The sequence below is a fragment of the Streptomyces californicus genome (assembly GCF_000717645.1).
GTDB lineage: Bacteria > Actinomycetota > Actinomycetes > Streptomycetales > Streptomycetaceae > Streptomyces > Streptomyces californicus.
Genome location: NZ_JNZZ01000012.1, coordinates 23,365 through 44,319, shown reverse-complemented (window position 1 = coordinate 44,319; position 20,955 = coordinate 23,365). Strand labels below are relative to the sequence as shown.

Annotated in this window: 16 protein-coding genes; 7 read left to right on the top strand and 9 right to left on the bottom strand. The window is 71.8% G+C overall.

Going from position 1 to position 20,955, the window contains the following annotated elements; genetic code table 11:
• Window positions 1-20: 20 nt before the first annotated feature.
• Window positions 21-1,016, bottom strand: a complete 996-nt coding sequence (gene corA / locus IF19_RS0116975; RefSeq protein WP_030114165.1) for a magnesium/cobalt transporter CorA — start codon at window positions 1,014-1,016, stop codon at window positions 21-23.
• A 55-nt stretch (window positions 1,017-1,071) separates the two neighbouring features.
• Between corA and IF19_RS0116970 the strand changes: the two genes are divergently transcribed.
• The 4 genes from IF19_RS0116970 (at window position 1,072) to mshC (ending at window position 4,600) form a co-directional block, all read left to right on the top strand.
• Window positions 1,072-1,794: a histidine phosphatase family protein gene (locus IF19_RS0116970; RefSeq protein ID WP_030114164.1), complete on the top strand. Its 723-nt coding sequence runs from the start codon at window positions 1,072-1,074 to the stop codon at window positions 1,792-1,794.
• A gap of 70 nt (window positions 1,795-1,864) precedes the next feature.
• Entirely contained in the window at window positions 1,865-2,455 is a 591-nt protein-coding gene (locus IF19_RS0116965; protein ID WP_030114163.1) for a DUF3090 domain-containing protein, read from the top strand.
• Window positions 2,419-3,258 carry an SCO1664 family protein gene (locus IF19_RS0116960; protein ID WP_030114162.1) on the top strand — a complete coding sequence of 280 codons (840 nt, stop codon included), beginning with the start codon at window positions 2,419-2,421 and terminating at the stop codon, window positions 3,256-3,258. The genes IF19_RS0116965 and IF19_RS0116960 overlap by 37 nt, the downstream gene beginning before the upstream one ends.
• A 112-nt stretch (window positions 3,259-3,370) precedes the next feature.
• The gene (mshC, locus tag IF19_RS0116955) at window positions 3,371-4,600 is read left to right on the top strand and encodes a cysteine--1-D-myo-inosityl 2-amino-2-deoxy-alpha-D-glucopyranoside ligase (protein WP_030114161.1); all 1,230 of its coding nucleotides are present in this window, start codon (window positions 3,371-3,373) and stop codon (window positions 4,598-4,600) included.
• A gap of 207 nt (window positions 4,601-4,807) precedes the next feature.
• Here the strand turns inward: mshC and IF19_RS0116950 are convergent, their stop codons facing one another.
• The 6 genes from IF19_RS0116950 to IF19_RS0116925 form a co-directional block, all read right to left on the bottom strand.
• Window positions 4,808-5,977: a PAC2 family protein gene (locus IF19_RS0116950; protein ID WP_078580641.1), complete on the bottom strand. Its 1,170-nt coding sequence runs from the start codon at window positions 5,975-5,977 to the stop codon at window positions 4,808-4,810.
• A gap of 182 nt (window positions 5,978-6,159) precedes the next feature.
• Window positions 6,160-7,218 (bottom strand): LLM class flavin-dependent oxidoreductase, encoded by a 1,059-nt coding sequence (locus IF19_RS0116945; RefSeq protein WP_030114159.1) that lies wholly within the window; start codon window positions 7,216-7,218, stop codon window positions 6,160-6,162.
• A gap of 198 nt (window positions 7,219-7,416) precedes the next feature.
• Window positions 7,417-9,027: a glycerol-3-phosphate dehydrogenase/oxidase gene (locus IF19_RS0116940; RefSeq protein ID WP_030114158.1), complete on the bottom strand. Its 1,611-nt coding sequence runs from the start codon at window positions 9,025-9,027 to the stop codon at window positions 7,417-7,419.
• Window positions 9,028-9,041: 14 nt separating this feature from the next.
• Window positions 9,042-10,586, bottom strand: a complete 1,545-nt coding sequence (gene glpK, locus IF19_RS0116935; protein ID WP_030114157.1) for a glycerol kinase GlpK — start codon at window positions 10,584-10,586, stop codon at window positions 9,042-9,044.
• A 39-nt stretch (window positions 10,587-10,625) separates the two neighbouring features.
• Window positions 10,626-11,417: an MIP/aquaporin family protein gene (locus tag IF19_RS0116930; protein WP_030114156.1), complete on the bottom strand. Its 792-nt coding sequence runs from the start codon at window positions 11,415-11,417 to the stop codon at window positions 10,626-10,628.
• Between the two features lie 509 nt (window positions 11,418-11,926).
• Window positions 11,927-12,691 (bottom strand): IclR family transcriptional regulator, encoded by a 765-nt coding sequence (locus IF19_RS0116925; RefSeq protein ID WP_030114155.1) that lies wholly within the window; start codon window positions 12,689-12,691, stop codon window positions 11,927-11,929.
• Window positions 12,692-12,930: 239 nt separating this feature from the next.
• Between IF19_RS0116925 and metH the strand changes: the two genes are divergently transcribed.
• The 3 genes from metH (at window position 12,931) to IF19_RS0116910 (ending at window position 19,184) form a co-directional block, all read left to right on the top strand.
• Complete coding sequence (metH, locus tag IF19_RS0116920) at window positions 12,931-16,443, top strand: methionine synthase (RefSeq protein ID WP_030114154.1); 3,513 nt, start codon at window positions 12,931-12,933, stop codon at window positions 16,441-16,443.
• Window positions 16,444-16,587: 144 nt separating this feature from the next.
• A complete protein-coding gene (locus tag IF19_RS0116915; protein ID WP_030114153.1) occupies window positions 16,588-17,289 on the top strand; it encodes an HAD family hydrolase in 702 nt (233 codons plus the stop codon).
• 296 nt (window positions 17,290-17,585) lie between these two features.
• Window positions 17,586-19,184, top strand: a complete 1,599-nt coding sequence (locus IF19_RS0116910; RefSeq protein WP_030191961.1) for an ABC transporter substrate-binding protein — start codon at window positions 17,586-17,588, stop codon at window positions 19,182-19,184.
• Between the two features lie 77 nt (window positions 19,185-19,261).
• On the opposite strand, the gene IF19_RS0116905 is transcribed toward IF19_RS0116910, so the two are convergent.
• On the bottom strand, window positions 19,262-19,933 hold the full coding sequence (locus IF19_RS0116905; RefSeq protein ID WP_030114150.1) for a response regulator: 672 nt from the start codon (window positions 19,931-19,933) through the stop codon (window positions 19,262-19,264).
• A gap of 10 nt (window positions 19,934-19,943) precedes the next feature.
• Window positions 19,944-20,789: a RecB family exonuclease gene (locus IF19_RS0116900; RefSeq protein WP_030114149.1), complete on the bottom strand. Its 846-nt coding sequence runs from the start codon at window positions 20,787-20,789 to the stop codon at window positions 19,944-19,946.
• Window positions 20,790-20,955 lie beyond the last annotated feature (166 nt).

Below are 20,955 nucleotides of genomic sequence, written 5' to 3'. Positions count from 1 at the left end.
CCGCGCGGGCCGCGGGCCCCTCAGAGCCAGCCGCGCCGCTTGAACAGCCGGTGCAGGCCGACCATCGACACGGCCACCAGACCGACCACCGCCGGATACGTCCACGGCCAGTGCAGCTCGGGCATGTGGTCGAAGTTCATGCCGTAGATGCCCGCCACCATCGTGGGGACGGCGGCCATGGCCGCCCAGGCGGAGATCTTGCGCATGTCGTCGTTCTGCCGCACCCCCATCTGCGCCAGATGCGCCGACAGGATGTCCGAGAGCAGCCGGTCCAGCCCCTCCACCTGCTCGTTGGCGCGCGTCAGATGGTCGGCGACGTCCCGGAAGAACGGCTGCGCGTCGTCGTGGACGAACGGCACGCCCGCCCCCGCGAGCCGGGCCATCGGGCCCGTCAGCGGACCGGCCGCCCGGCGGAACTCCAGTACCTGGCGCTTGAAGGTGTAGATACGGGCGGCGGTGTTCTTCGAGTCGCCCGAGCCGGCCGGAGCGAAGACCTCCGTCTCCAGCTCCTCCAGGTCGACCTGGAGCTCCCCGGCCACGTCCATGTAGTGGTCCACGACCGCGTCGCTGATCGCGTACAGCACGGCGGTCGGGCCGTGCTTCAGCACCTCGGGCTCGGCCTCCAGGCGGCGGCGCACGGCCGCCAGCGGGGCGCCCTCGCCGTGCCGGACCGTCACCACGAACGCGTCGCCGATGAAGACCATCAGCTCGTCGGCGCTGACCGTGTCGCTCTCCGGCTCGTAGACGACCGGCTTGAGCACGGCGAACAGCGAGTCGTCGTACACCTCCAGCTTCGGCCGCTGATGCGCCCGCAGCGCGTCCTCCACGGCCAGCGGGTGCAGGGCGAACTCCGCGCGGACGAGGTCGAACTCCTCCTCGGTCGGCTCGTGCAGCCCGATCCACAGGAACGCGTCGTGCGAGGCCCGTGCCTCGTCGAGGGCGTCGGAGAAGTCACGGGGCCGCTCGGTGCGGCGTCCGTCCCGGTAGATGGCGCAGTCCACGATCACGGCGGGCATTCTTCCCCCAGAACCGCCCCTCACGCACCTTTCCCGGCCCTCTACGCTGGCGGGTATGCCCACGCTGATCCTCGTACGCCACGGACGTTCCACCGCCAACACCGCCGGAGTGCTCGCCGGCCGCACCCCCGGCGTCGGTCTCGACGAGCGCGGCGCCGAGCAGGCCGCGGCCCTGCCCGCCCGGCTCTCCGCCCTCGCCCCGGTGCTCGCCGTCAGCAGCCCGCTGGAGCGCTGTCGGCAGACGCTCCAGCCGCTCCTGGACGCGCGCCCGGACCTCCCGCTGCACACCGAGGACCGGATCAGCGAGTGCGACTACGGCCACTGGTCGGGCCGGAAGCTGGCCGAGCTGGCCGACGAGCCCCTGATGTCCGTCGTGCAGCAGCACCCCTCCGCCGCGGCCTTCCCCGGCGGCGAGTCCATGCGCGCGATGCAGGCCCGCGCCGTCGACGCCGTACGGGACTGGAACGGGCGCGTCGAGGCCGCGCACGGCGAGGACGCCACGTACGTCATGTGCTCGCACGGCGACATCATCAAGTCCCTGGTGGCCGACGCGCTGGGCATGCACCTGGACCTCTTCCAGCGCGTCCACGTCGATCCCTGCTCGGTCACCGCGATCCGCTACACCCGGCTGCGCCCCTTCCTCCTGCGGCTCGGCGACACCGGCGACCTGGCCGCCCTGGCGCCGCGCGGGAACCCGGTCGGGGCGGACGCCGCCGCCTCCCCCTCGGGGGACCGCGCGGCGGACGGAGAGGTCGGCGGCGGCGCGGGCGCGCCGTGATCGCTCCGGGCAGTAGGGTGGACGCGCCGTAGCGCCGCCCAACCACCATCGAAGCTCAAGGGAGCAGGACGTGTCCCGTCAGGTGTTCCTCTACGACCCACCGGACCGATTCGTGGCCGGTACGGTCGGGTTGCCTGGCCGTCGTACGTTTTTCCTGCAGGCGTCCTCGCAGGGCCGGGTCACCAGCGTGGCCCTGGAGAAGACCCAGGTCGCCGCCCTCGCCGAGCGGATCGACGAACTGCTCGACGAGGTGGTGCGCCGCACCGGGGGCAACTCCCCGGTGCCCGCCGTGGCCCCCACCGACGTGACCGACACCGCGCCGCTCGACGTGCCCGTCGAGGAGGAGTTCCGGGTCGGCACCATGGCCCTGGCCTGGGACGGCGAGGAGCAGCGCATGATCGTCGAGGCGCAGGCCCTCGTCGAGCTCGACGCCGACTCCGAGGACGATCTCGCGGAGGCCGAGGAGAAGCTCCTCCAGGACGAGGAGAACGGCCCGCCGATGCTCCGCGTGCGGCTCAGCGGCGCCCAGGCCCGCGCGTTCGCCAAGCGGGCCCTGGACGTGGTCAACGCCGGCCGCCCGCCGTGCCCGCTGTGCAGCCTGCCGCTCGATCCGGAAGGACACGTATGCCCGCGCCAGAACGGATACCGTCGCGGAGCCTGACCGACCCCGGGCTGCTCACCCTGCTCACCGAGGGCACGCTCACCGTCCTCGGGCAGGTCGGCGGGGCGTCCAACGCGGTGCTGCACTGCACGGTGGCGTACGAGGGCGAGGAGCGCACCTGCGCCTACAAGCCGGTCGCGGGGGAGCAGCCGCTCTGGGACTTCCCCGACGGCACGCTCGCCCAGCGGGAGGTGGCGGCCTACGAGATCTCCCGGGCGACCGGCTGGGACCTGGTGCCGCCCACCGTGCTGCGGGAGGGACCGTACGGGCCGGGCATGTGCCAGCTCTGGATCGACGGCCCCGCCGCCGACGAGGAGCCGCCCCCGCTGCTGGCGCTCGTCGAGGACGAGGAGCCGGGCGACGGCTGGAAGGCGGTGGGCCTCGCGGACGTGGGGGAGGGCAGGACCGCGCTCCTGGTGCACGCCGACGACCCCCGGCTGCGGCGGCTGGCCGTGCTCGACGCGGTGATCAACAACGGTGACCGCAAGGGCGGCCATCTGCTGCCCGCGCCCGGCGGAGGGCTCTTCGGGATCGACCACGGGGTCACCTTCAACGCGGACGACAAGCTGCGGACCCTGCTGTGGGGATGGGCGGGCGAGCCGTTGACCGAGGAGGCCCGCCAGGTGCTGGAGCGGCTCGCCGCCCGGCTGGCGCCGGGGAGCGACCTCGCCACCCGGATGGCCGAACTCATCACCGCCGCCGAGCTGGAGGCCCTGCGCGAGCGGGTCGCCGGGCTGGTCGGGAGCGGTGTGCACCCGCAGCCGAGCGGGCAGTGGCCGCCCATTCCGTGGCCGCCGGTCTGACCGTCGGCGCCCGGCTGCTGCCGCACGCCGGCGGTTCTCGCAAGAGTGCCTCTTCGGACAGGATTACGGATCCGGTTCGTATCCGGAAGCATCATCCGGTTACGCTCATGGCATGCATGCCTGGCCCGCTTCTGAGGTCCCCGCCCTGCCCGGCAAGGGCCGCGACCTTCGGATCCACGACACCGCGACCGGCGGACGGATCACCCTTGACCCCGGTCCCGTCGCCCGCATCTACGTCTGCGGCATCACGCCGTACGACGCGACCCACATGGGTCATGCGGCGACCTACAACGCGTTCGACCTCGTTCAGCGCGTGTGGCTCGACACCAAGCGGCAGGTCCACTACGTCCAGAACGTCACCGACGTGGACGATCCGCTGCTGGAGCGGGCCGTGCGCGACGGCCAGGACTGGACCGAGCTCGCGGAGCGCGAGACGGCGCTCTTCCGCGAGGACATGACCGCCCTGCGGATGCTGCCCCCGCGGCACTACATCGGAGCGGTCGAGGCGATACCGGGCATCGTGCCCCTCGTCGAACGCCTCCGGGACGCGGGCGCCGCCTACGACCTGGACGGCGACGTCTACTTCTCCGTCGACGCCGACCCGCACTTCGGCGAGGTCTCCGGGCTGGACGCCCAGGCCATGCGGCTGCTCTCCGCCGAGCGCGGCGGCGACCCGGAGCGCCCCGGCAAGAAGAACCCCCTCGACCCGATGCTCTGGATGGCCGCCCGCCCGGGCGAGCCGAGCTGGGACGGGGCCTCCCTGGGCGAAGGCCGCCCCGGCTGGCACATCGAGTGCGTCGCCATCGCGCTGGACCACCTCGGTATGGGCTTCGACATCCAGGGCGGCGGCTCCGACCTGGCCTTCCCGCACCACGAGATGGGCGCCTCGCACGCCCAGGCGCTGACCGGCGAGCACCCGTTCGCCCAGGCGTACGTCCACGCCGGCATGGTCGGCCTGGACGGCGAGAAGATGTCCAAGTCGCGCGGCAACCTGGTCTTCGTCTCGGCGCTGCGCCGCGACGGCGTGGACCCCGCGGCCATCCGGCTCGCCCTGCTCTCGCGCCACTACCGCTCCGACTGGGAGTGGACCGACCAGGTTCTGGCCGACGCCGTTGAGCGCCTCGCACGCTGGCGTGCCGCCGTCTCCCGCCCCGACGGGCCGTCCGCCGACGCGCTGGTCGAGGAGGTCCGCGCGGCCCTCGCGGACGATCTGGACAGCCCCGCCGCGCTGGCCGCGGTGGACCGCTGGGCCGCGCTCCAGGGGGCGGAGGGCGGCACGGACGAGGGTGCGCCCGGCCTCGTCTCCCGTACGGTCGACGCCCTGCTGGGGGTCGCGCTGTAGCGGCCGCGCCCGGTCGGCTCGAACCGGCCCCGGACTTCTCCACGAAGTCCGGGGCCGGTTCCTTTCATCCTCGGCGACATGCTCCACGTCGCGCTGAATACCTCGCCGCGCCTGAGCCGGACCCGGGCTTCCACGCACCGGAGCGCCGCACGGGATCGTCTCCCCGTACGGCGCTCCGACCGGTCCGCTCCGGCGCGGGCTGTGCGGTCAGTCCTCCTCGGGACGGTCCGGGCCGCCGGCGGAGTCGGTCCCCGGCCCACCGGGCCCGTCCGCTTCACCGGATCCGCCTGCTTCACCGGGCCCGTCCGTCTCGCCGAAGCTGCCCGGTCCGCCGTGGGACGCCTCGCCGGGCCTGCCCGCCCCGCCGTCGGACGCCTCGTCGGAGCCCTTGGGGCCCGGGTCGTCGTCGGCGGTCCTGCTCCGGCCCGTCTCCGGGCGCGGCGGCTTCGGCGGGCGGGTCCGGCCGCTCGCGGTGTCCCGCAGATACGGCACGTCACCCGTCTCCGTGGCGTGGCCGCCCGGGCCCTGCCCGGGGCCGCCGTCCCGCCGCCGCAGATAGCGCTCGAACTCCCGGGCGATGGCCTCGCCGGACGCCTCGGGCAGCTCCGCGGTGTCCCGCGCCTCCTCCAGCGTCTGCACGTACTCCGCGACCTCGCTGTCCTCGGAGGCCAGTTGGTCCACGCCGACCTGCCAGGCCCGCGCGTCCTCGGGCAGTTCGCCCAGCGGGATGCGCAGACCGATCAGATCCTCCAGGCGGTTCAGCAGGGCCAGCGTCGCCTTGGGGTTCGGCGGCTGCGACACGTAGTGCGGAACCGCCGCCCACAGGCTGACCGCCGGCACCCCGGCGTGCGTGCACGCCTCCTGGAGCACACCGACGATGCCCGTGGGGCCCTCGTACCGGGTCTCCTCCAGGTCCATTGTCCGCGCCAGGTCCGCGTCGGAGGTGACCCCGCTCACCGGCACCGGCCGGGTGTGCGGCGTGTCCCCGAGCAACGCGCCCAGGATGACGACCATTTCGACGCCCAGCTCATGGGCGAAGCCGAGGATCTCGTTGCAGAACGACCGCCAGCGCATCGACGGCTCGATACCGCGCACCAGGACCAGGTCCCGGGGCTTCTCGCCGCCCACCCGCACCACGGACAGCCGCGTCGTCGGCCAGGTGATCTTCCGCGTCCCGCCGTCCAGCCACACCGTGGGCCGGTTGACCTGGAAGTCGTAGTAGTCCTCGGCGTCCAGCGCCGCGAACACCTCGCCCTTCCACTCCCGGTCCAGATGAGCGACCGCTGTGGAGGCGGCGTCCCCGGCGTCGTTCCAGCCTTCGAACGCGGCCACCATGACCGGGTCGACCAGCTCGGGCACCGACTCGAGCTCGATCACCCGGGCCTCCTTCCGCTGACTCCATGCGTACGGAGCAACCTTACGGCTTCCGGGGCCCCCGGCCGCAGCCCTCCCGCACGGCCGGGTGAACCCTGCCAGCAGGAGTGGATCAGCGCGCCGAACCGTGCATCATGCACCGCGCGTTCGGCGGCCCGGCGTCCCCATGACGGTCCGGCGCCCCGTCAGAACAGCGGCGAGGACGGCGCCTCCCGCCGTACCACCGGGGCGATCTCCTCCGCGAACCGCTGGAGCGTCTCCACCTGTTCCGCCCGCCCGAGGCCGAAGCCGTCCACGGTGATCGACTGGAGGTCGTGGCGGTAGACCTCGTGCCAGCCGAGGATCTTGTCGATGATCTGCTGCGGACTGCCGATCAGCTGCGGGCCGCCCTCGATCGCCTCCTCGATCGTGCGGAACGGGGTGTTGTACCCCGCCCTGCCCTCCAGATGCGGCTTGAAGGTCTGCCGCACCCGCGCCTCGTACAAGTCCTTGTACCGCGCCACCGCCGCCTGCGAACTGTCCGCGACGAGCAGCCCGCCCGAGCCCGCCGCCACCCGGGCGCCGGCCGGATCGTGCCCGTACGCCTCGAACCGCTCCCGGTAGTGGGCGATGAGCCTCGCGTACGCCTCGCGCGGCTGGATCGCGTTCGCCGTGAACAGCGGGTCGCCGTGTTTGGCCGCCAGTTCGGGGGAGTTGAGGCTGGTCGCCGAGCCGTGCCAGACGCGCGGCACCCCAGCGTACGGGCGCGGCACCGTCGTCACGTTCTTCAGCGGTGGCCGGAACTCGCCCTCCCAGTCGACGCCTTCCTCGCTCCACAGCCGCCGCAGCAGCTCGTACTTCTCCTTCTGGAGGTCCCACTGCCGCTCCTCGTCGAGCCCGAAGAGGGCGAAGTGGCCCGCCTCCGCGCCCTTGCCCACCACCAGTTCGATCCGGCCCCGGGAGATCTGGTCGAGCGTCGCGAAGTCCTCCGCCACCCGCACCGGGTCGAGGATCGCGACGACGGTCACCCCGGTGAGCAGCCGGATCGTGCTCGTCCGGGCGGCGATCGCGCCCAGCACCACGCCCGGACTGGACGAGAGGAAGGCCCCGGCGTGCCGTTCGCCGACGGAGTACGCGTCGAAGCCGAGCTCTTCCGCGACCGTCGCGGTGTCGATCACCTCCTGGAACCGGTCGGCGGCCGGGACGATGTCGCCGGTGAGCGGGTGCGGGTCGTGTCCGATCAGGGAGAGCACGGAGAATTTCATGAACTCCACTGTCCCCGCGCCGTATTGCGCGCGTATGGCGGGAGTGTGGCACCCGTCCGGACGCCCGCCCGCACGGGGAGAGGGGCGCCCGGGCGCGGGCCGGCGCGGCGAACGGGGGCTCGCGGACGCGGCGAACGGGGGCGGTCTCCGTGCGGAGGCCGCCCCCGTTCGCCGTACCCGTGGGGGGTGGTCGGTGGGTCAGTCGCGGTCGGCCAGCAGCTTCTCCACGCCCTCGCGGACGTCGTCCGTCGCCAGGCCGCGGATCGTCAGCGTGGTCCGGCGGCGCAGCACGTCGTCCGCCGTCTCGGCCCACTCGTGGTCCCGGGCGTACGCGACCTGGGCCCAGATCTCCGGGGCGTCCGGGTGGACGCGCTCGGCCAGCTCCGGGTGCTCGTTGGCGAGGCGGGCGATGTCGAAGGCGAGCGAGCCGTAGTGGGTGGCCAGGTGGCGGGCGGTGTCCGGCGCCATCCGCGGGCCGGGCGCGGGGCCGTCGACCAGCAGCCGGTGGGCGACCGCGTTCGGGTTGGCGATGCCGGGGAGGGGGAGCTTGCGCGGCAGCCGGTTCATCGGCTCCATGTCCTCGGCCAGCGGGTGGCCCGGGAGGGCGGCCAGCTTGTTCATGACGGTGCGGCCGATGTGGCGGAAGGTTGTCCACTTGCCGCCCGCGACCGACAGCATCCCGCCGCGGCCCTCGGTGACGACCGTCTCGCGCTTGGCCTTGGAGGTGTCGCCGGGCCCGCCGGGCAGGACGCGCAGACCCGCGAAGGAGTACGTGATCAGGTCGCGCGAGAGCTGCTGGTCCTTGATCGAGAAGGCCGCCTCGTCGAGGATCTGCGCCGTGTCGGCCTCGGTCACCGCGACGTCCGCCGGGTCGCCCTCGTACTCCTCGTCCGTCGTGCCGAGGAGCAGCATGTCCTCCCACGGCAGCGCGAACGTGATGCGGTACTTGTCGATCGGGGTGGCCAGCGCCGCCCGCCACGGCCGGGTCCGCTTGAGGACCAGGTGCGCGCCCTTGGAGAGGCGGATCGAGGGGGCCGCGTTCGGGTCCTCCATCTTCCGCAGGTGGTCGACCCAGGGGCCGGTCGCGTTCAGGACGAGGCGGGCGGTGACGCCGAACTCCGTACCGTCCGTGCTGTCCTTCAGGTCCGCGCCGGTGACCCGGCCCCGGGTGAAGCGCAGGCCCGTGACGGCGGCGTGGTTGAGGACGACCGCGCCGGCGTCGACGGCCGCGCGGACCGTCATCAGCGCCATGCGGGCGTCGTTCATCTGGTCGTCGCCGTAGACCGCGACGGCCTTGAGGTTGTCGGTGCGCAGTTCGGGGACGTCGCGCTGGGCCTTGGCGGGGGAGATGACGTGGCCGACGCCGTCGCCGAACGCGGAGAGCGCGGAGTAGGCGAAGACGCCCGCGCCGAGCTTGGCGGCCCCGTGCGGGCCGCCCTTGTAGACGGGCAGGTAGAAGGTGAGTGGGTTGGCCAGGTGCGGGGCCACCTCGCGGGAGACCGCGCGCCGCTCGAAGTGGTTCTCCGCGACCAGCTTCACCGCGCCGGTCTGGAGGTAGCGCAGACCGCCGTGGAGGAGCTTGGAGGAGGCGGAGGAGGTGGCGCCGGCGAAGTCGCCGGCGTCCACCAGTGCCACCCGCAGCCCGGACTGCGCGGCATGCCAGGCGGTGGAGATGCCCAGGATGCCGCCGCCGATGACCAGGAGGTCGTACGTGGCCCGGGACAGCTGGTCCCGGGTCTCGGCGCGGCTCGGCAGCGAGCCGGAGGCCGGGTGCGTTCCGAGGGCGGGAACGCTCTGCAGGGTGGTCATGGTGATGCTCCTCGTCAGCTTTCTTCGTCCTCGATCCAGCCCATGGTCCGTTCGACGGCCTTGAGCCAGCTCTTGTACTCGCGGGCACGGGTGTCCGCGTCCATGCGGGGTGTCCACTCGGCGGCCCGGCGCCAGTTGGCGCGCAGCGCGTCGGTGTCCGGCCAGAAGCCGACGGCGAGACCGGCGGCGTAGGCGGCGCCGAGGCAGGTGGTCTCGGCGACCATCGGGCGCACCACGGGCGCGTCCAGGAAGTCGGAGAGCGTCTGCATCAGCAGGTTGTTGGACGTCATGCCGCCGTCGACCTTGAGCGCGGTCAGCTCGACGCCGGAGTCCTTCGTCATGGCGTCGCTGATCTCGCGGGTCTGCCAGGCGGTGGCCTCCAGGACGGCACGGGCGATGTGCGCCTTGGTGACGTAGCGGGTGAGACCGGCGATCACGCCCCGGGCGTCGGGACGCCAGTAGGGGGCGAAGAGACCGGAGAAGGCGGGCACGAAGTAGGCGCCGCCGTTGTCCTCGACCGAGGAGGCCAGCGTCTCGATCTCGGCGGCCGACTTGATCAGGCCCATCTGGTCGCGCATCCACTGCACCAGTGAACCGGTGACCGCGATGGAGCCCTCCAGGGCGTACACCGGGGGCTTGTCGCCGATCTGGTAGCCGACGGTGGTGAGCAGTCCGTTGTACGAGTTGACCGGGGTGCCACCGGTGTTCATCAGCATGAAGGTGCCGGTGCCGTACGTGGACTTGGCCTCGCCCTCGGCGAAACAGGTCTGGCCGAACAGCGCGGCCTGCTGGTCGCCCAGCGCGGAGGCGACGGGCACGCCGTCGAGGATGCCGCCCTTGGCGTTGCCGTAGACCTCGGCGGAGGAGCGGATCTCGGGGAGCACGGCGGCGGGGATGCCGATGGAGGAGAGGATCTTCTCGTCCCACTCCATCCGGTGCAGGTTCATCAGGAGGGTGCGGGAGGCGTTGGTCACGTCGGTGACGTGGACGCCGCCGTCGGTGCCGCCGGTCAGGTTCCAGATGACCCAGGAGTCCATGGTGCCGAAGAGGATGTCGCCGGCCTCGGCGCGCTCGCGCAGCCCCTCGACGTTGTCGAGCAGCCAGCGGACCTTGGGGCCGGCGAAGTACGAGGCGAGCGGCAGCCCGGTCTCGCGCCGGAAACGGTCCTGGCCCACGTTGCGGCCGAGCTCCTTGCAGAGCGCGTCCGTACGGGTGTCCTGCCAGACCAGCGCGTTGTGCACCGGCTCACCGGTGTTCTTGTCCCACAGCAGGGTGGTCTCGCGCTGGTTGGTGATGCCGATCGCCTTGACGTCGGCGGACGTGATGCCGGCCTTGACGATGGCCCCGGCGACGACCTCCTGGACGTTCTCCCAGATCTCGGCCGCGTCGTGCTCGACCCAGCCGGGCTTCGGGAAGATCTGCTCGTGCTCCTTCTGGTCGACGGAGACGATCCGGCCGTCCTTGTCGAAGACGATGCAGCGGCTGGAGGTGGTGCCCTGGTCGATGGCCGCGATGAACGGGCCGGTGCCGTGGGTGCCGGTGGTGTGTGCGTCGGTCACGGTGTGCTCCCGGAGGTCTGTGGGGTGATGAAGGGGTCTCTAGGCGAAGGCGAGGTTGTAGAGCCCGCCGGCGAGTGCGCCGCCGACGAGCGGACCCACGATGGGTACCCACGCGTAGCCCCAGTCCGAACCACCCTTGTTCGGCAGCGGCAGCAGGGCGTGCACGATGCGCGGACCGAGGTCGCGGACCGGGTTGATGGCGTAGCCGGTCGGGCCGCCGAGCGAGAGGCCGATGCCGACCACGACCAGGGCGGTGATCAGCCCGCCGAGCACGCCGATGCCGTTGCCCTCGTCGTTGAGGCCCTGGGTCAGGATCGCCAGGACCAGCACGGCCGTCGCGATGATCTCGGTGACGACGTTCTGCACGCCGTTGCGGATCTCCGGACCGGTGGAGAAGATCCCGAGCACCGGGCCCGCCTTCGGGGCGGCGGCCCGGTCGACCATGCCCTCGTCGGTGGACTTCGTCCCGACGATCTCCGGGTCGGTCAGGTGGGCGTGGAACTGGCCGTAGTAGACCGCCCAGACCAGCAGGGCGCCGATCATCGCGCCGAGCAACTGGGAGCCCAGGTAGAGCGGCACGTCGCCCCACTCGGTACCGCCCTGGATGGCCAGGCCGACGGTGACCGCCGGGTTGAGGTGGGCGCCCGATACGCCGCCGGCGAGGTAGGCGCCGGTCAGCACGGCGAAGCCCCACCCGAAGGTGATGGCGAGCCAGCCCGCGTCCCGGGCCTTGGAGCTCTTCAGCGTGACGGCGGCACAGACACCGCCGCCGAGCAGGATGAGTACGGCGGTACCTATGGTCTCGCCGATGAAAATGTCGGAGCTGGACACCCGCGACTCCTTTGTCCTTCGTCCAGGGGAGAGCGGACCACCGGTCCCGCCGGTGTTCCGCGCCCCAGATGGGTATCCACGAAGCGTGGGCAGCCCACCTGTAAGGGCTTGACCGGCCCTTGGCACTGTCACACCCTAACGCGTATTGCCGTTAGGCGTTCGACAATGCCGACCGTTGAACGGCAGTGTTTCCCCCGAGTGAAGGAAGCGTCAAGGGTTGTGTGGTCCAGGACTCGGTGCGCGACGCGATCGTTACCGCACGTGTGGAGGGGGCGGGGGCGGCGGCTCGCCCGGAGGCGGGTTCCCGCTCGTGAGGTGACCGCCGGCTCCCCGGCGGGGCCTCGGCGCTTCCGTGAGCCCGGACGCGCGGCGGGCCGGATACGCGGCGGTCCGCGGTTCGGGCACGGGCGGCCCCTGCCTCGCCGGATGCGTCAGAGCCGCCTCACCGCAGACGTCAGGGCCGTCCCACCGCAGGTGTCAGGGCGTCGCCGGAGCTGTCCCCGGCCGCGTCAGAAGCGCCCGGCGCCCAGGTCCCGGGAGACCGCGCGGGCGCAGTCCCGTACGGCCGCGATCAGCTCGGGCCGCAGCGCCCCGCCCGGCGCCACCCGCTCCACCGCACCGGTCACGGCCACCGCTCCGACCGGCATCCTGCGCCGGTCGTGCACCGGCGCGGCCACGGCGGCGACGCCCTCCCAGGTCTCCTCGGCGTCGGCCGCCCAGCCCTGGGCGCGGACCAGGTCGAGCATCGCCTCGAAATCGTCGGAGGCGGTGACCGTACGCCCGGTGAAGGACCGGCGCTCCGCCTCCATGACCTCGCTGTGGGCCACCGGGTCGTACGCCGACAGGACCTTGCCCAGCGCCGTGGAGTGCAGCGGCTGCATCGCCCCGACCTCCAGCACCTGGCGGCTGTCGTCGGGCCGGAAGACGTGGTGGACGATCAGCACGCCGTGCTGGTGCAGCACCCCGAGGTGGACGCTCTCCCCGCTGGAGCGCGCCAGGTCGTCCGTCCAGACCAGGGCGCGCGCCCGCAGCTCGTGGACGTCCAGATAGCTGTTGCCCAGACGCAGCAGCTCCGCGCCCAGCTGGTAGCGGCCCGAGGCCGCGTCCTGCTCGACGAACCCCTCCAGCTGGAGGGTGCGCAGGATGCCGTGCGCGGTGCCCTTGGCCAGCCCCAGGGCGGAGGAGATGTCGGAAAGCCCGAGCCGGCGCTCGCCGCCCGCCAGTAGACGCAGCATCGCGGCCGCCCGCTCCAGCGACTGGATGTTCTTGGCCATCGCGCCGTACTCCTCCACCTCGGTTCGACAATGCTGAACACTATCGGTCGATGCCGACCTCCGCCGGACTCCGGGGGAAAGTCTCCGCCACCGCGCCCCTCGCACGGCACCCGCACAGCATGCGGTCCGCCGTTCGGACGCGCCGACGGCCCCGGAGGCGGTCGGGCTAGGCTGGCGGGGTGCGCCTTCCCCGAGAAGGACGCAAAGCCGACAGCCGTCGCATCCCTGGGAGATCATCCATGGCCTCGTTGCCGACATCCGCCGCCGACAGCCGGACCCGCGCAGACGCGCTCCGAGAGGCACTCGCCACCCGCGTGGTGGTGGCCGACGGGGCGATGGGCACCATGCTCCAGGCACAGGACCCCACGCTGGAGGACTTCGAGAACCTCGAAGGCTGCAACGAGATCCTCAACATCACCCGGCCCGACATCGTCCGCTCGGTCCACGAGGAGTACTTCGCGGTCGGCGTCGACTGCGTGGAGACCAACACCTTCGGCGCCAACCACTCCGCCGCCAACGAGTACGAGATCGCCCACCGCATCCACGAGCTCTCCGAGTCCGGCGCCCGGATCGCCCGCGAGGTCGCCGACGAGTTCGCCGCGAAGGACGGCCGCCAGCGCTGGGTCCTCGGCTCGATCGGCCCCGGCACCAAGCTGCCCTCGCTCGGCCACATCACGTACGACGTCCTGCGCGACGGCTACCAGCGGAACGCCGAGGGACTCCTCGCCGGCGGCTCCGACGCGCTGATCGTCGAGACCACCCAGGACCTGCTGCAGACCAAGTCCAGCATCATCGGCGCGCGCCGGGCCATGGACGCCCTCGGCGTGCAGGTCCCCCTGATCTGCTCGCTCGCCTTCGAGACGACCGGCGTCATGCTCCTCGGCTCCGAGATCGGCGCGGCCCTGACCGCCCTGGAACCCCTCGGCATCGACCTGATCGGCCTGAACTGCTCCACCGGCCCGGACGAGATGAGCGAGCACCTGCGCTACCTCGCCCGCCACTCCCGTACGCCCCTGATGTGCATGCCCAACGCCGGGCTGCCCGTCCTCACCAAGGACGGGGCGCACTTCCCCCTCGGCCCCGAGGGGCTCGCCGACTCCCAGGAGCACTTCGTCCGGGACTACGGCCTCTCCCTCATCGGCGGCTGCTGCGGTACGACCCCCGAGCACCTGCGGGCCGTCGTCGAGCGGGCCCGCGGGCTGACGCCGACCGAGCGCGAACCGCGCCCCGAACCCGGCGCCGCCTCCCTCTACCAGCACATCCCGTTCCGCCAGGACACCGCCTACCTGGCGATCGGGGAGCGCACCAACGCCAACGGCTCCAAGAAGTTCCGCGAGGCCATGCTGGAGGCCCGCTGGGACGACTGCGTGGAGATGGCCCGCGACCAGATCCGCGAGGGCGCGCACATGCTCGACCTCTGCGTCGACTACGTGGGCCGCGACGGCGTCGCCGACATGACCGAGCTGGCCGGCCGCTTCGCCACCGCCTCCACCCTCCCGATCGTGCTGGACTCCACCGAACTGCCCGTCCTGCGCGCCGGTCTGGAGATGCTCGGCGGCCGGGCCGTGCTCAACTCGGTCAACTACGAGGACGGCGACGGCCCCGACTCCCGCTTCGCCAAGGTCAGCGCCCTGGCCGCCGAGCACGGCGCCGCCCTGATCGCGCTGACCATCGACGAGGAGGGCCAGGCCCGCACCGTCGAGCACAAGGTCGCCATCGCCGAGCGGCTCATCGAGGACCTCACCGCCAACTGGGGCATCCGCGAGTCCGACATCCTCATCGACACCCTGACCTTCACCATCTGCACCGGTCAGGAGGAGTCCCGGGGCGACGGCATCGCCACCATCGGGGCCATCCGCGAGCTGAAGAAGCGCCACCCCGACGTCCAGACCACGCTCGGCCTCTCGAACATCTCCTTCGGCCTCAACCCGGCCGCCCGCGTGGTGCTGAACTCCGTCTTCCTCGACGAGTGCGTCAAGGCCGGCCTGGACTCCGCGATCGTCCACGCCTCCAAGATCCTGCCCATCGCCCGGCTGGAGGAGGAGCAGGTCAAGGTCGCCCTCGACCTGATCCACGACCGCCGCGCCGAGGGCTACGACCCCCTCCAGCGGCTCATGGAGCTCTTCGAGGGCGTCAACATGAAGTCGATGAAGGCGGGCAAGGCCGAGGAGCTGATGGCCCTCCCGCTGGACGAGCGGCTCCAGCGCCGCATCATCGACGGCGAGAAGAACGGCCTGGAGGCCGACCTCGACGAGGCGCTCCAGGACACCCCCGCCCTCGACATCGTCAACAACACGCTGCTGGAAGGCATGAAGGTCGTCGGCGAGCTGTTCGGTTCCGGCCAGATGCAGCTTCCCTTCGTCCTCCAGTCCGCCGAGGTCATGAAGAGCGCGGTGGCCCACCTGGAGCCGCACATGGAGAAGTCCGACGACGAGGGCAAGGGCACCATCGTGCTGGCCACCGTCCGCGGCGACGTCCACGACATCGGCAAGAACCTCGTCGACATCATCCTCTCCAACAACGGCTACAACGTCGTCAACCTCGGCATCAAGCAGCCCGTCTCCGCGATCCTGGAGGCCGCCGAGGAGCACCGCGCCGACGTCATCGGCATGTCCGGCCTCCTGGTGAAGTCCACCGTGATCATGAAGGAGAACCTGGAGGAGCTGAACCAGCGCAAGATGGCCGCCGACTTCCCGGTCATCCTCGGCGGCGCCGCGCTGACCAGGGCGTACGTCGAACAGGACCTCCACGAGATCTACGAGGGCGAGGTCCGCTACGCCCGCGACGCGTTCGAGGGCCTGCGCCTCATGGACGCGCTCATCGGCGTCAAGCGCGGCGTGCCGGGCGCGGCCCTGCCCGAGCTCAAGCAGCGCCGCGTCCCCAAGAAGGACGTCCCCGTGCCGGCGGTCGAGGAGCCCGAGGGCTCGGTCCGCTCGGACGTCTCCACCACCAACCCCGTCCCCGAGCCGCCGTTCTGGGGCACCCGCGTCATCAAGGGCATCCCGCTCAAGGAGTACGCCTCCTGGCTGGACGAGGGCGCCCTGTTCAAGGGCCAGTGGGGCCTCAAGCAGGCCAGGACCGGCGACGGACCGACGTACGAGGAGCTGGTGGAGACCGAGGGCCGGCCGCACCTGCGCGGCTGGCTCGACCACCTCCAGTCCAACAACCTCCTGGAGGCGGCCGTCGTCTACGGCTACTTCCCCTGCGTCTCCAAGGGCGAGGACCTGATCCTCCTCCACGAGGACGGCTCCGAGCGCACCCGTTTCACCTTCCCGCGTCAGCGCCGGGGCCGCCGCCTCTGCCTCGCGGACTTCTTCCGCCCGGAGGAGTCCGGCGAGAGGGACGTCATCGGCCTCCAGATCGTCACCGTCGGCTCCCGGATCGGCGAGGCCACCGCCGAGCTGTTCGCCGCCAACTCCTACCGCGACTACCTGGAGCTGCACGGCCTGTCCGTCCAGCTCGCCGAGGCGCTGGCCGAGTACTGGCACGCCCGCGTCCGCGCCGAGCTGGGCTTCGCGGGGGAGGACCCGGCGGACGTCGAGGACATGTTCGCGCTGAAGTACCGGGGCGCGCGGTTCTCCCTCGGCTACGGTGCGTGCCCGGACCTGGAGGACCGGGCGAAGATCGCCGAGCTGCTCCAGCCGGAGCGGATCGGCGTGCACCTCTCGGAGGAGTTCCAGCTCCACCCGGAGCAGTCCACCGACGCCCTCGTCATCCACCACCCCGAGGCGAAGTACTTCAACGCCCGGTAACCCGGTGTTCGGGCCGTGGCCCCGCGCCCTTCGCGCACCGCGGCCCGAGACGTCGTACACTGGTCGGTCCAGCGCAGGCCGGTCGCCCTCCCACCCGTGGGAACGGCGGCCGGCCTTCTCGTCCCTCTACGGAAGGTGTGCCGGATGACCAGTACGGTCCCCGCGTCCTTGACCCGCACGGCCGAAGGCGCCGCCCTGCAGGCGGTCCTTCTCGACATGGACGGAACCCTGGTCGATACCGAGGGCTTCTGGTGGGACGTGGAGAAAGAGGTCTTCGCGGGCCTCGGGCACCGGCTGGAGGAGTCCTGGCGGGACGTGGTCGTCGGCGGCCCGATGACCCGCAGCGCCGGCTACCTCATCGACGCCACGGGCGCCGACATCCGGCTGGACGAGCTGACCGTGCTGCTCAACGACGGGTTCGAGAGCCGCATCAGCCGGGGCGTCCCGCTGATGCCGGGCGCCGAGCGGCTGCTGGCCGAACTGGCCGTCCACGAGGTGCCCACCGCGCTCGTCTCGGCCTCGCACCGCCGGATCATCGACCGGGTGCTGGACTCGGTGGGCCACCACCACTTCGCGCTCACGGTCGCCGGCGACGAGGTGGCCCGGACCAAGCCCCACCCCGAGCCCTACCTCACCGCCGCCGCCGGGTTCGGCGCCGAACCCTGGCGCTGCGCGGTCATCGAGGACACCGCGACCGGGGTCGCCGCCGCCGAGGCCGCCGGCTGCCGGGTCGTCGCGGTGCCGTCCGTCGCCCCCATCGCCCCCGCGGTCGGGCGCGTCGTGGTCGGCTCGCTGGAGGACGTCGATCTGGCCTTCCTGCGGAAGCTCATCACCGGGACGGGCTGAGCGGGCACTTGTGAACGAACGGCGGACGTTCTGCTGAGCCCGTGCGCGTTCCGGTGACGTTCCGTGGATGTGGATCATCCGGGAGGCGCATCTGTGAAGAGGGGGGAACGGTGACCTTCCTCACGTGGAACCCCCTGCAAGGGCGTCATGATCAGATGATCTGTCCGTAATGGTGATCGTATGATCTGCCGACCCGGAGTCGGGGGAGCGCGGGCCGCCCGCCGGACCGTCAGGGGCGCCGGGCCACGGCTACTAGCGTTGATTCCTCACCTGCCGGGATGAGGGAGAACGTCCAGATGAAGCGCAAGACCCTGGTGCTGCCGGCCGTCGTCGGCCTGCTCGCCCCCGTGCTGGCCGCGTGCGGCGGCACGGACAGCGGCGCCGATGGCAAGGGTGCCATCGTCGTCGGCACCACGGATCAGCTCGTGGCCTCCCAGGAGAACCCCGCGCCGCTCGACCCGGCCATCGGCTACGAGGCGGGCGTCTGGAACGTCCTGCGCCAGACCGTGCAGACCCTCACCACCGTGCCCAACGGCGGCGGCGAGCCGGTGCCCGAGGCCGCCCGCAGTTGCGCCTTCACCGACACCGCCAACGAGAGCTACCGCTGCACCCTGCGGTCGGGCCTCACGTTCGCCGACGGGACGCCCGTCACCGCCGAGGACGTGAAGCACTCCGTCCAGCGCGTCATCGACATCGACGCGGAGAGCGGTCCGGTCGGCCTGCTCGCCAACATCGACATGATCGAGACCAAGGGCGAGGACCAGGTGATCTTCCACCTGAAGACGCCCGACGCGACCTTCCCGTACAAGCTCGCCACCCCCGCCGCCGGCATCGTCCCGAAGGCGCAGTACCCGGCGAAGGCCGCGCGCAAGGGGTTCCAGGTCGACGGCTCCGGCCCGTACACCATGAAGCCGGAGGTCGAGGACGGCCGCGTCGTCAGGATCGCCTTCGAGAAGAACCCCTCGTACAAGGGCGAGCTGAAGGTCCTCAACGACAAGGTCGAGATGGACCTCTTCCCCGACACCGGCGCCATGGGCAAGGCGCTCGACGAGAAGAAGATCCACCTCATGACCCGGGCCATGTCGCCCGAGCAGGCCCACGAGATGCTCGTGTCGCCGAAGGAGGGCGTCGACCTCACCGAACTGCCCGGCCTCGCCATCAGCTACCTCGGCTTCAACACCAAGGACCCGGTGGTCACCAAGCCGGTACGGCAGGCCATGGCGCAGATCATCGACCGCGGCCAGATCGCCGGCAAGGTCTACGGCACCACCGCCGAACCCCTCTACTCGCTCATCCCGTCCAGCATCGCCGGGCACACCAACGCCTTCTTCAACAAGTACGGCGAACCCAGCACCGCCAAGGCCGCGAAGATCCTCGACAAGGCCGGGGTCGAGACGCCGGTGAAGTTCACCCTCCACTACACCAGCGACCACTACGGCCCGGCCACCGCCGAGGAGTTCAAGGCGATCCAGCAGCAGCTCAACGCCTCGGGCCTCTTCAAGGTCTCCGTCCGGGGCGAGGAGTGGTCGACGTACCGCCCCGAGCAGAAGCGCGGCGACTACGCCGCCTACGGCATGGGCTGGTTCCCCGACTTCCCGGACCCGGACAACTACACGGCGCCCTTCCTGGACGCCAACAACTTCCTCAACTCGCCCTACCGCTCCCGCGAGGCGGAGAAGGTGCTCATCCCGCAGTCCCGCCGCGCCGCCGACCGCACCGCCGCCGCGGACGCCTACGAGAAGCTCCAGGACATCGTCGCCGACGACGTGCCGGTGCTCCCGATCTGGCAGGGCAAGCAGTACGTGGCCTCCCGCGACGGCATCGCCGGTGTCGAGCGGTCCGTCAGCGCCACCTCCGAACTGCAGCTCTGGGAACTCAACCGGCCCAACGCCTGAGCCCCGAGAACCCTCCGGCCCGCCACCCTCCGCACTGGAGGGCGACGGGCCGGACGGCTCGGCGGGCGCGGGGGCCGCTACTGCGCGCCGGGGCGCACCAGCCCGCTCTCGTACGCGTACACCGCGGCCTGCACCCGGTCCCGCAGGCCCAGCTTCGTGAGCACATGGCCCACATGCGTCTTGACCGTCGTCTCGCTGACGAACAGGTCGGCCGCGATCTCCGCGTTGGACAGGCCCCGCGCCACCAGCTTCAGCACCTCCAGCTCACGGTCCGTCAGCGTGTGCAGCGCGTCCGGGACCGGCTCCTCACCGGAGGGCAGGTGGTCCGCGTACTTGTCGAGCAGCCGCCGCGTGATGCTCGGCGCGAGCATCGCCTCGCCCGCCGCCACCACCCGGATCGCCTGCACCAGCTCGGCCGCCGGGGCGTCCTTGAGCAGGAAGCCGCTCGCCCCGGCCCGCAGCGCCTCCACCACGTACTCGTCGAGATCGAAGGTGGTCAGCACCAGCACCTTCGCCGGGCCGTCCTTCCCGGGACCGGTGATCTGACGGGTCGCCTCCACCCCGTCCATCCGCGGCATCCGGATGTCCATCAGCACCACGTCGGGCTGCAGTGCCCGCACCTGGTCGATCGCCTGCAGACCGTCGCCGGCCTCGCCGACCACCGCCAGATCGCCCTCCGCCTCCAGGATCATCCGGAAACCGGTGCGCAGCAGAGGCTGGTCGTCGACCAGAAGGACGCGGATCGCCACAGGAAACTCCTTAAGGGCCCTCAAGGGCCACGGCTCGGCCGGCCTCGGCCCGGACCGGTCCCATTCTGCCCTGACCGCCCTCGTCCGCGTCCGCCGGGCGGACCGGCAGCGGATAGACCGGGGGAGTGCCGCCGAATTCCGGACAGAGCGCCCGGTGGTCGCACCAGCCGCACAGCTTCGTCGGCCGCGGCCGCCAGTCACCGGTCTCCGTCGCCCGCGCGATCGCGTCCCACAGCGCCATCAGCTTGCGCTCCACACGCTCCAGATCCGCCATCACCGGGTCGTACGTCAGCACGTCCCCGCTGCCCAGATAGACCAGCTGGAGCCGGCGCGGCAGCACACCCTTCAGCCGCCAGATCACCAGCGCGTAGAACGTCATCTGGAACAGCGGCCCGTCCGCGTACTCCGGCCGGGGCGCCTTCCCCGTCTTGTAGTCGACGATCCGGACCTCGCCGCTCGGCGCCACGTCCACCCGGTCGATCACCCCGCGCAGCCGCAGCCCCGACTCCAGCTCGGTCTCGACGGACATCTCGCGCTCCGCCGGCTCCAGCCGCGTCGGGTCCTCCAGCGAGAACCACCGCTCCACCAGACCCTCCGCCTCGCCCAGCCAGCGCGCCAGCCGCTCGCCCCCGGCGTCCTCGGCGAACAGCTCTTCCAGCTCCGGCCGCGACTCCAGCAGCCGGTCCCACTGGCCGGGGATCAGCGCCCGCGCCCGCGGTGCCGTACGGTCGGCCGCCGGGGCGTCGAAAAGGCGCTCCAGCACGGCATGGACCAGGGTGCCGCGGGTAGCGGCCTCGCTGGGCTTCTCCGGCAGCTTGTCGATCACCCGGAAGCGGTAGAGGAGCGGGCACTGCATGAAATCGCTCGCCCGCGACGGCGACAGGGAGGTCGGCGGCTGGGGCGGACGCGGCACGGAGGTCATGTCATCAGACCCTACGGCCCGCCACCGACAGCGAGCGGCATACCATCGACGGCAGACCCTCGCACGTGCATGATCGTGGCACAGGCCACACACCCCGACC

Bases quoted from the DNA above. Each gene is read 5' to 3' on its own strand.
- corA (WP_030114165.1), bottom strand. From the start codon at position 1,016: ATGCCCGCCGTGATCGTGGACTGCGCCATCTACCGGGACGGACGCCGC.
- IF19_RS0116970 (WP_030114164.1), top strand. From the start codon at position 1,072: ATGCCCACGCTGATCCTCGTACGCCACGGACGTTCCACCGCCAACACC.
- IF19_RS0116960 (WP_030114162.1), top strand. From the start codon at position 2,419: ATGCCCGCGCCAGAACGGATACCGTCGCGGAGCCTGACCGACCCCGGG.
- mshC (WP_030114161.1), top strand. From the start codon at position 3,371: ATGCATGCCTGGCCCGCTTCTGAGGTCCCCGCCCTGCCCGGCAAGGGC.
- IF19_RS0116945 (WP_030114159.1), bottom strand. From the start codon at position 7,218: ATGAAATTCTCCGTGCTCTCCCTGATCGGACACGACCCGCACCCGCTC.
- IF19_RS0116940 (WP_030114158.1), bottom strand. From the start codon at position 9,027: ATGACCACCCTGCAGAGCGTTCCCGCCCTCGGAACGCACCCGGCCTCC.
- IF19_RS0116925 (WP_030114155.1), bottom strand. From the start codon at position 12,691: ATGGCCAAGAACATCCAGTCGCTGGAGCGGGCGGCCGCGATGCTGCGT.
- metH (WP_030114154.1), top strand. From the start codon at position 12,931: ATGGCCTCGTTGCCGACATCCGCCGCCGACAGCCGGACCCGCGCAGAC.
- IF19_RS0116915 (WP_030114153.1), top strand. From the start codon at position 16,588: ATGACCAGTACGGTCCCCGCGTCCTTGACCCGCACGGCCGAAGGCGCC.
- IF19_RS0116910 (WP_030191961.1), top strand. From the start codon at position 17,586: ATGAAGCGCAAGACCCTGGTGCTGCCGGCCGTCGTCGGCCTGCTCGCC.
- IF19_RS0116900 (WP_030114149.1), bottom strand. From the start codon at position 20,789: ATGCAGTGCCCGCTCCTCTACCGCTTCCGGGTGATCGACAAGCTGCCG.